This window comes from Succiniclasticum ruminis DSM 9236, assembly GCF_900112895.1.
GTDB lineage: Bacteria > Bacillota > Negativicutes > Acidaminococcales > Acidaminococcaceae > Succiniclasticum > Succiniclasticum ruminis.
In genome coordinates this window covers 1-6,966 of sequence record NZ_FONL01000035.1, presented here as the reverse complement: position 1 = coordinate 6,966, position 6,966 = coordinate 1, and the positions used below count along the sequence as shown (strand labels likewise).

Annotated in this window: 8 protein-coding genes; all 8 read right to left on the bottom strand. The window is 48.3% G+C overall.

From position 1 onward, the window contains the following. Positions 1-140: transposase (locus BM159_RS11735; protein WP_177205989.1), on the bottom strand; the 140-nt coding region annotated here is incomplete at its 3' end. Between the two features lie 227 nt (positions 141-367). Continuing rightward, positions 368-1,849 carry a DUF2130 domain-containing protein gene (locus BM159_RS11730; protein ID WP_093914392.1) on the bottom strand — a complete coding sequence of 494 codons (1,482 nt, stop codon included), beginning with the start codon at positions 1,847-1,849 and terminating at the stop codon, positions 368-370. A gap of 15 nt (positions 1,850-1,864) precedes the next feature. Continuing rightward, positions 1,865-2,266 (bottom strand): (deoxy)nucleoside triphosphate pyrophosphohydrolase, encoded by a 402-nt coding sequence (locus BM159_RS11725; protein ID WP_093914394.1) that lies wholly within the window; start codon positions 2,264-2,266, stop codon positions 1,865-1,867. A 69-nt stretch (positions 2,267-2,335) separates the two neighbouring features. Further along, positions 2,336-3,187: an HAD family hydrolase gene (locus BM159_RS11720; protein WP_218149590.1), complete on the bottom strand. Its 852-nt coding sequence runs from the start codon at positions 3,185-3,187 to the stop codon at positions 2,336-2,338. A 33-nt stretch (positions 3,188-3,220) separates the two neighbouring features. After that, positions 3,221-4,150: a 16S rRNA (adenine(1518)-N(6)/adenine(1519)-N(6))-dimethyltransferase RsmA gene (gene rsmA / locus BM159_RS11715; protein ID WP_093914391.1), complete on the bottom strand. Its 930-nt coding sequence runs from the start codon at positions 4,148-4,150 to the stop codon at positions 3,221-3,223. A gap of 13 nt (positions 4,151-4,163) precedes the next feature. Then, positions 4,164-4,703 (bottom strand): ribonuclease M5, encoded by a 540-nt coding sequence (gene rnmV / locus BM159_RS11710; RefSeq protein ID WP_093914390.1) that lies wholly within the window; start codon positions 4,701-4,703, stop codon positions 4,164-4,166. 28 nt (positions 4,704-4,731) lie between these two features. Next, a complete protein-coding gene (locus tag BM159_RS11705) occupies positions 4,732-6,411 on the bottom strand; it encodes a 3D domain-containing protein (protein ID WP_093914389.1) in 1,680 nt (559 codons plus the stop codon). 326 nt (positions 6,412-6,737) lie between these two features. Beyond that, positions 6,738-6,966: transposase (locus BM159_RS11700; RefSeq protein ID WP_177206048.1), on the bottom strand; the 229-nt coding region annotated here is incomplete at its 5' end.

Here is a 6,966-nt window from a genome sequence, read left to right as displayed (position 1 = left end):
CCTTTCCATTTGCACAAATCTTTAAGAATCGTTCTGATATCCAAACGCAATTGGTTATAAATGATTTTTCTTCTGTATTTTGGTGTAAATACAATGTGATATTTGCATACCCACTTGGTATGTGCTAAACTATTTGCCATAGGGCAACATCCTTTCTTGTTTTAGTGACGGCTTGAACACTATCATTATACAAGAAGGATGTTGCCCTTTTGCTTAAGCATTAATCCCACCTGCGTAGCAGGTGGTTTTTGAGCCAAATCCCCTTGAGGGATTCGGCTCCCAAGCTAAAGCCATAATAAAAAGCTGCCGGACGGTTTGCTCCGGCAGCTCTACGTTTCCATAAATGGTTATTCCGGCAATATAGTGATTACTCCTCACCCTGCGGTTTCGTTTTCAGTTCCTCGAATTTGGCAGCCATGGTGGGATTGCCTTTTACCAGTTTTTTAATTGTAATGTCCTGCAATTTATTGTCGGCAAGTTTCAGGTGGCTGACAGTCAGTTGCAGTTCTTTTTTAATCTTTTCCAGATTTTTAATGGTTTTGTCAATATCGCTGATGGCGTCTTCAAAATTTTTATCCGCCAGCCTGCAGTCACGGTCAAATTTATCTTTGAACTCGTTCAGCTTTGCTTCGAAGTTCGTAATATCGATATTCTGGTTCCGGACCGTCACCAGTTCTTTCTGATACTTCAGCGAATTCCGCGCCGCGTTCCGCAGCAGGGTGATGATAGGGATGAAGAACTGGGGCCGTACCACGTACATTTTTTCATACTTATGTGACACGTCCACGATGCCATTGTTATACAAGTCGTTTTCCGGTTCCAGCAGTGTCACCAGAACGGCATACTCGCATTTCTTTTCCCGGCGGTCCTTGTCCAGCTCTTTGAAAAAGTCTTCGTTTTTGTGTTTGGTGGCAGTGGTGTCCATTTCATTTTTCATTTCGAACATGATGGAAATAAATTCCACGTCATCTTCGGTTTCCCGGAAAATAAAATCTCCTTTGCTGCCCGTCTCGCTGACTTTATTGTCTTTTTCAAAGGTTGCGTTCTGGAATCCAATAGCCCGGATCCTGTCAAACTCATTTTTGCAGAACACTTCCAGGCTTTCGCCGACCATCTTGGTAGACTGCTTTGCTTTAAAATCTTTCAGTTGTCCTATTTGTTCGTCTTTTAATTCCAATTGCTGCTCGTAACTTGCCTTCAGATTTTTTTGCGCAAGCTCCGCTTCTTTTTCCTTATTGTCTAACTGACCTTTCAGTTTTTCGATTTCAAGGTCTTTCTGGGTGAGTTCACCGGTTTTTTCGGAAACTGCTTTCTGAACGGCCAGTTCCTGCTCTGTTTTATTCGCCTCAATCTGCGCATTCAGTCTTGCGATTTCAGCTTCTTTTTGTGCAACTTCTTCCTGCAGTTTTAACTTATATTCACTTTCCTTGTTGCTAATCTGACCCTGCAGCCTGGAAATTTCCGTGTCTTTCTGTGCAACAACTTCATTCACGGCAGCGCTTTTTGCTTCCACCGCTGCCTCAATTTTTGCAGCCAGTTCCGCAATTTGCTTTTCTTTATCGGCCACTGCGTTTTTAACCGCAAGTTCACTTTCTGTTGTTTTTGTAGCAAGCTGTGCCTTTAATGAAGAAATTTCTGCAGCTTTTTCCGAAATTACCTGCTGTAAATCTTGCGTCACCGCCGCTTCGGCAAGTTTCACCGCATCCAGTTTGCTTTGTTCAAAAACCTGCTCCCGTTCGTGCAATGCCGCAACAAACTCCTGGTCGCGCAATTGTGCCCGGATTGATTTGTATTCTTCTTCACTTATCGTAAATGTTTTATGACAGTTCGGACAGGTTATTTCCGCCATTATATTTCCTCCGGATCATTCCATCGATTTTTCAATTTCCGCAATCAAAGTTACATCCGCCGGCAGCCATTTTACGCTGTAGAGTTTGTCTTTCGTAAGCCACCGAGCGTCTTCCGCCTCTAACAGTTTCAATTCGCCTTCTACCACTTCGCACCAGAAACAGTCCATGGACAAATGAAACGTGGGATAATCATATTCAACCGTTGTAATCAGATCGCCTACACGAATCTTCGTAGCCAGTTCTTCCTGAATTTCCCGCACAAGAGCCTGCTGTGGCGTTTCCCCCGGTTCCACCTTGCCGCCCGGAAATTCCCATTGGCCTTTAAATTCCCCGTAGCCTCTGGCCGTGGCAAAGATTTTTTGTTTTTTATCCGGTGGATCGCAGATTACAGCAGCCACAACTTTTATGGTTTTCATGATACCGCTCCGGGAATGTTCCTTTCCCAATGCTAACTGAATAACGCTCTTCCGAATAGAAGATACTCTTTACTTCTTTGTCGCCGCCAGTTGTGTTTTCGTGTGGGCTTTCACTTTCTCCACGCTGGCCATCTGCCGGATAATGTCCTTTGTGACTTTATCCAGAGTGGAATTCTCGCTGTAATTGGCCGGCATAATGAAATCCACCCGCTTGTCCTGAATCAGGTCTTTCACCTTATCCCGCTTGCCCGACTGGTACACTGCGATGGAACAGCCCCCGTTCACTTTTACCAGTTTCATACAGGGCACGTCCGTCAGTCCGTCGCCGATGTAAATCATGTTGCGGAAGGGAACGGGCCGGTCTTCTTCCGGCGTGTAACGGTTCAGGTCGTCGTCATTGGAAATGTCCAGCACGCCTTTGTTGATGCGGAACAGAAACTGGGTCTTGGTAGTATAGTTCACCACGTTCTTCGGCCAGCAGGCAACATTGTTTTCATTATACAGAAACTCCCCGGCAAACACATCGTCAAATTCTTTGTAAATAGAGGAGCCCTCAATAATTTCCCGCAGGCCGGAAGATATAATGTAGTGTTTGATAGTGACACCCTGTTCTTTGCCAAACTGGTTGATGCGGCAGAACCATTCCTCCACGCCGGGATACAGTTTCAGATCTTTGCCAAGGGCCACAAAATCGTCGCGGCGGATGGAGATTCTGTGAACGTGTGCCTCATCCAGCATGAGATACATGTAGGCCAGGATGCGGTCCATCTTTTTATCTTCCGCCAGCTTGGAAGCCTTTGCCCAGAATTCATCCGCGGACATGCCCAGATTCGGAATAAATGTGTACGCCTGCATATCCGTAGTGCACAGGGTCTTGTCAAAATCGTACATCATTGCGATTACCGGTTTTTTGGCTGCCATCGTCTAATCCCCTCTACTATCTCTGAAATCTTTCTAATTCTTTTCCCACGTCCTTGCCAGCATGGCAAACTCTTCCAGGCTTAGTGTTTCTGCCCGGCGCCTGCCGTCGATACCGGCCCGGTCCAACCAGGCTTTCACCTGTTCCCCGTTCAGTCCGCCCATATTCTTCAGGCTGTTGTTCAGCATTTTTCGGCGGACGGAAAAAGCCGCCGCCACCACTTTGAAGAACGTTTTTTCATCCGGAACGTCCACCGGAGGCGTGCTTCTTCTTTTACATACCAACACGGCGCTGTCCACTTTGGGCGCCGGTAAGAACGAGCCTGCCTTCACAATAAAGGCAATTTTCGGTTCCGTGTAATACTGCATTGCAACGGAAATAGCGCCGTAGTCACGTCCGCCCGGTCCGGCGGTCATCCGTTCTGCCACTTCCTTCTGCACCATCACTACCAGCCGCTCCAACGGAAGCTTCTGCTCCAGCAGGTACATGATGATGGGGGTCGTAATGTAATAGGGAAGATTCGCGCAGACTTTGAACGTGTCAGATTGTTTCGTTCCGGATTCTGCTTCTGCGACTTTACCAGTCGCGCCTGCCGTTTTCTGGTCTGCTTTCACTTCTGCAATGATTTCCGGAATATTAACTTTTAAAATATCGCCCTGCACAATGCGGACGTTTTTATAGGCTCCGACTGTTTCCTGCAGTACCGGAATCAGCCGTTTGTCCAATTCCACGGACACAACCGATGCGCCGGTCATTGCCAGCGCCTGGGTCAGGGTACCGATGCCGGGACCGATTTCCAGCACCGTGTCTTCCGGGGTCAGCTCCGCCGTTTTGGCAATCCGGTTGACCACCGACTCCTCCACTAAAAAATTCTGTCCCAGATTTTTATCTGCTTTTAAATGAAATGCCTGCAGGATGCGTGCCGTTACTTCCCGCCTGGCAATGATGGGCTGAATATCTTCCATGCGTGTTTCGTTCCTATTCTTCTTTCACTTTTTCCAGCGCGCGTTCAAACTCTTCCCGGGTAACCCCATAGGTGTTCAGCCGGCGCAGAAACGTTTTCGCGGTTCCGTAGCCGATACCTAATTCCGCCCCCAGCAGGTCCCGTTTACGGCTGGCCTCCGGGCTGCCGGACAATCCGTTGTCCCGCAGGTCTGCCACGTTAAACACCGGTTCCGGATTGTATTCGTGGTGGTGCACCTTGCTCAGCGCCAGTAAAATCGCTTCCGGTTTTGCCTGCTCGATGCCTACGTCATCGGGGACCCGGGCGTCTTTTTTGGGTACAAATGCCTGCCCCGCATCAGGAAAACGTTCTGTCAGAAACTTGCGGATCCGTTCCCCTGACCCGTCCGGATCGGTCAGAATGATAATGCCCCGCTTCTTGTACGCTGCTTCAATCTGTTTCAACGTTTGCGGACGCAGGGCAAAACCGCCCGTCTCAATGGTATCACACTCCAGCGCGCGCTTTACGGCCACCGTGTCCATTTTCCCTTCTACTATGATAACTTCTTTTAACAAAATGAGCTCCTTGGACAATGTTTACGGTTTATTCCAAAATATAAATCTCTACGTCCCGGCGTCCCCACTGATAGCATTCATGCAGCGAGTCCATGAACAGGTCGATACGGGTACCCACAATCGCGCCACCCGTGTCTCCCGCTATGGCCATACCGTAACCGGGGATGTACATCTTAGTGTAATACGGGATTATCCGGGGATCTACCGCCACGATGCCGCGTTTAGGATACAGTCCTACCGAAGTATGGCCGGAGGCGCCGCCGCCCCAGGTGTAGGCCGTTGCTTCCCCGTAAAGAACTTTCTTATATTTTACATATCCATTAGGCGTCAGGATAGACTGGGCCACGCCCTGCCGTACCACAGCGTTCACCGGCTCTGTCACACGCTTGCGGTCCAGCTCGATTTTCTGCTCGTGACCGGCACGGGTGATGTTTTCGAAAATAACCAGGTCCTTGCCTTTCACGCCTTCTTTTTCCACCTTTTTATCGCCAAAGGCCAGTTCCGGATCATCGATGAACTGGGTACCGAAAGGCACCTCCACCTCTTCCCGGGAAAGGAAAGACTTCCGGGCCAGCACATGGATGACCATGCCGTCGGTGATTTCTGTTTCCGGCGGCGGATAGACCGTGCGGCCGTCCATGTTGATCTTCGCGTCTTCCAATACACCTGCAACCGTAGCCTGATGGGTCGTAAATTCTTTGGCCAGGCCAAAGTGATGCAGACGGACCGGTTTCTGTCTGGAAGCTTCCTGCGGCTGCGAAACTTCGGTTTTATTACCGGTAGTATCACCGGTTGTATTATCGGTCGCAGTTACACCGGCAACTGTTTCCGGTTTGGCTGCATTTTCTTTCGCCGTTTCCGGTGTTTCCGTTTTATCTTTTTCTGTTTCCTTAGGCTGAACCGTTACAGGCTGTTCTTCTTTAACATCTTTTACCGCAGGTGTCACAGGTTTTTCAGCCGGATTTTCTACAGGCGGAGCCGTTACATTTTTCTCTGTTTCATCTTTTTCTATAACTTTTACGTCCGCAATGACCCTGTCACCGGTCACAATTTCCACATTTTTAGCCTGGGGGCGGTCATTGTAAAACGCGTCCGCTGCCAGCTGCTGCTTAGCTGCCTCTGTCTGGCTGGGGTCCAGATACACCTGTTGCTGAGGCATCACATATTTCTGCGGTGCCGGTACTGCCTGTTTCTGTTCCGCAGCTACAGTATTCACCTGCTGCTGCGCCGTTTCCTTTTTCACTTGTAAGTCTTGAGATACTGCTTCCGGAACCGCAGGCTTTTCAGCTTTGATTTCTTCTTTCACTGCCTTTTCCGGAGTAACCGCTGTTTCGTTGGTAACTGCTTCTGTTTTTACAACAGCTTTCGTTTCTTCAGCAGGCTTAACAGTTTCAGCCGGCTTTTCTTCCTTTATCCCGGCTGCATTTTCTTCTGCAGCTTCTTTTTTCTCGGCAGCAGCAACCGGCGCATTGTTTTGGGGATTCGCGTTATAAAATGCGTCTGCTTCCAGCTGTTTTTTCGCTGCTTCCACCTGGCTGGGATCCAGATACACCTGTTCCCGGGGCATCACATACTTCGGAGTTGCCGCCGCTTCTTCCGCAAACCCGGTTACAGGCAGCATAAAAGCACTTACGGCAAATACAGCGCCTGTAAGTCCTTGTACCAGTTTCAGCATTGTTCTGTTTTTAATTTCTTTCTTCTTATTCATATGTATTCCTCCAACAGCGTATTAATTTTATCATAAAAAGACAGCCCGCGCAAACCCGCAGCCCTTGCCCCATGCCCGGTTCTGCACACTGTCACACAACATATTGGGAAGGAACTATAACACAACAACAAATGATTATATTTTTCACAGAAAGTTTTATAATTAGTAACCCTGCAAACACTCTCTGCGCTGCAGACAGTGTCCGGACCAAGACAAAATCGCTTCCACCCCTTCAAGGGGTGGTTCGCTTAGCCCTATAAGGGCCCAACACAGGCCAGCGCCTAAATGACGCTGGCTTTCACTTTGTTCAAGCCGCAGTGGTATGACTACTTGCTACCCTTAAAAGGGTCTTCGTATTCTTTACTGAATAACGAATCTTCCATTTGATCCATCTTATCCTGTTCCCGGATATATTTCTGTATGGTTTGCGCATTCAGCCCTACCGTACTAACGTAATATCCGGTTGCCCAGAATTTTCGATTTCCAAATTTATATTTCAGATTCGCATGTCGTTCAAATATCATCAGTGAACTTTTTCCCTTTAGATACCCCATG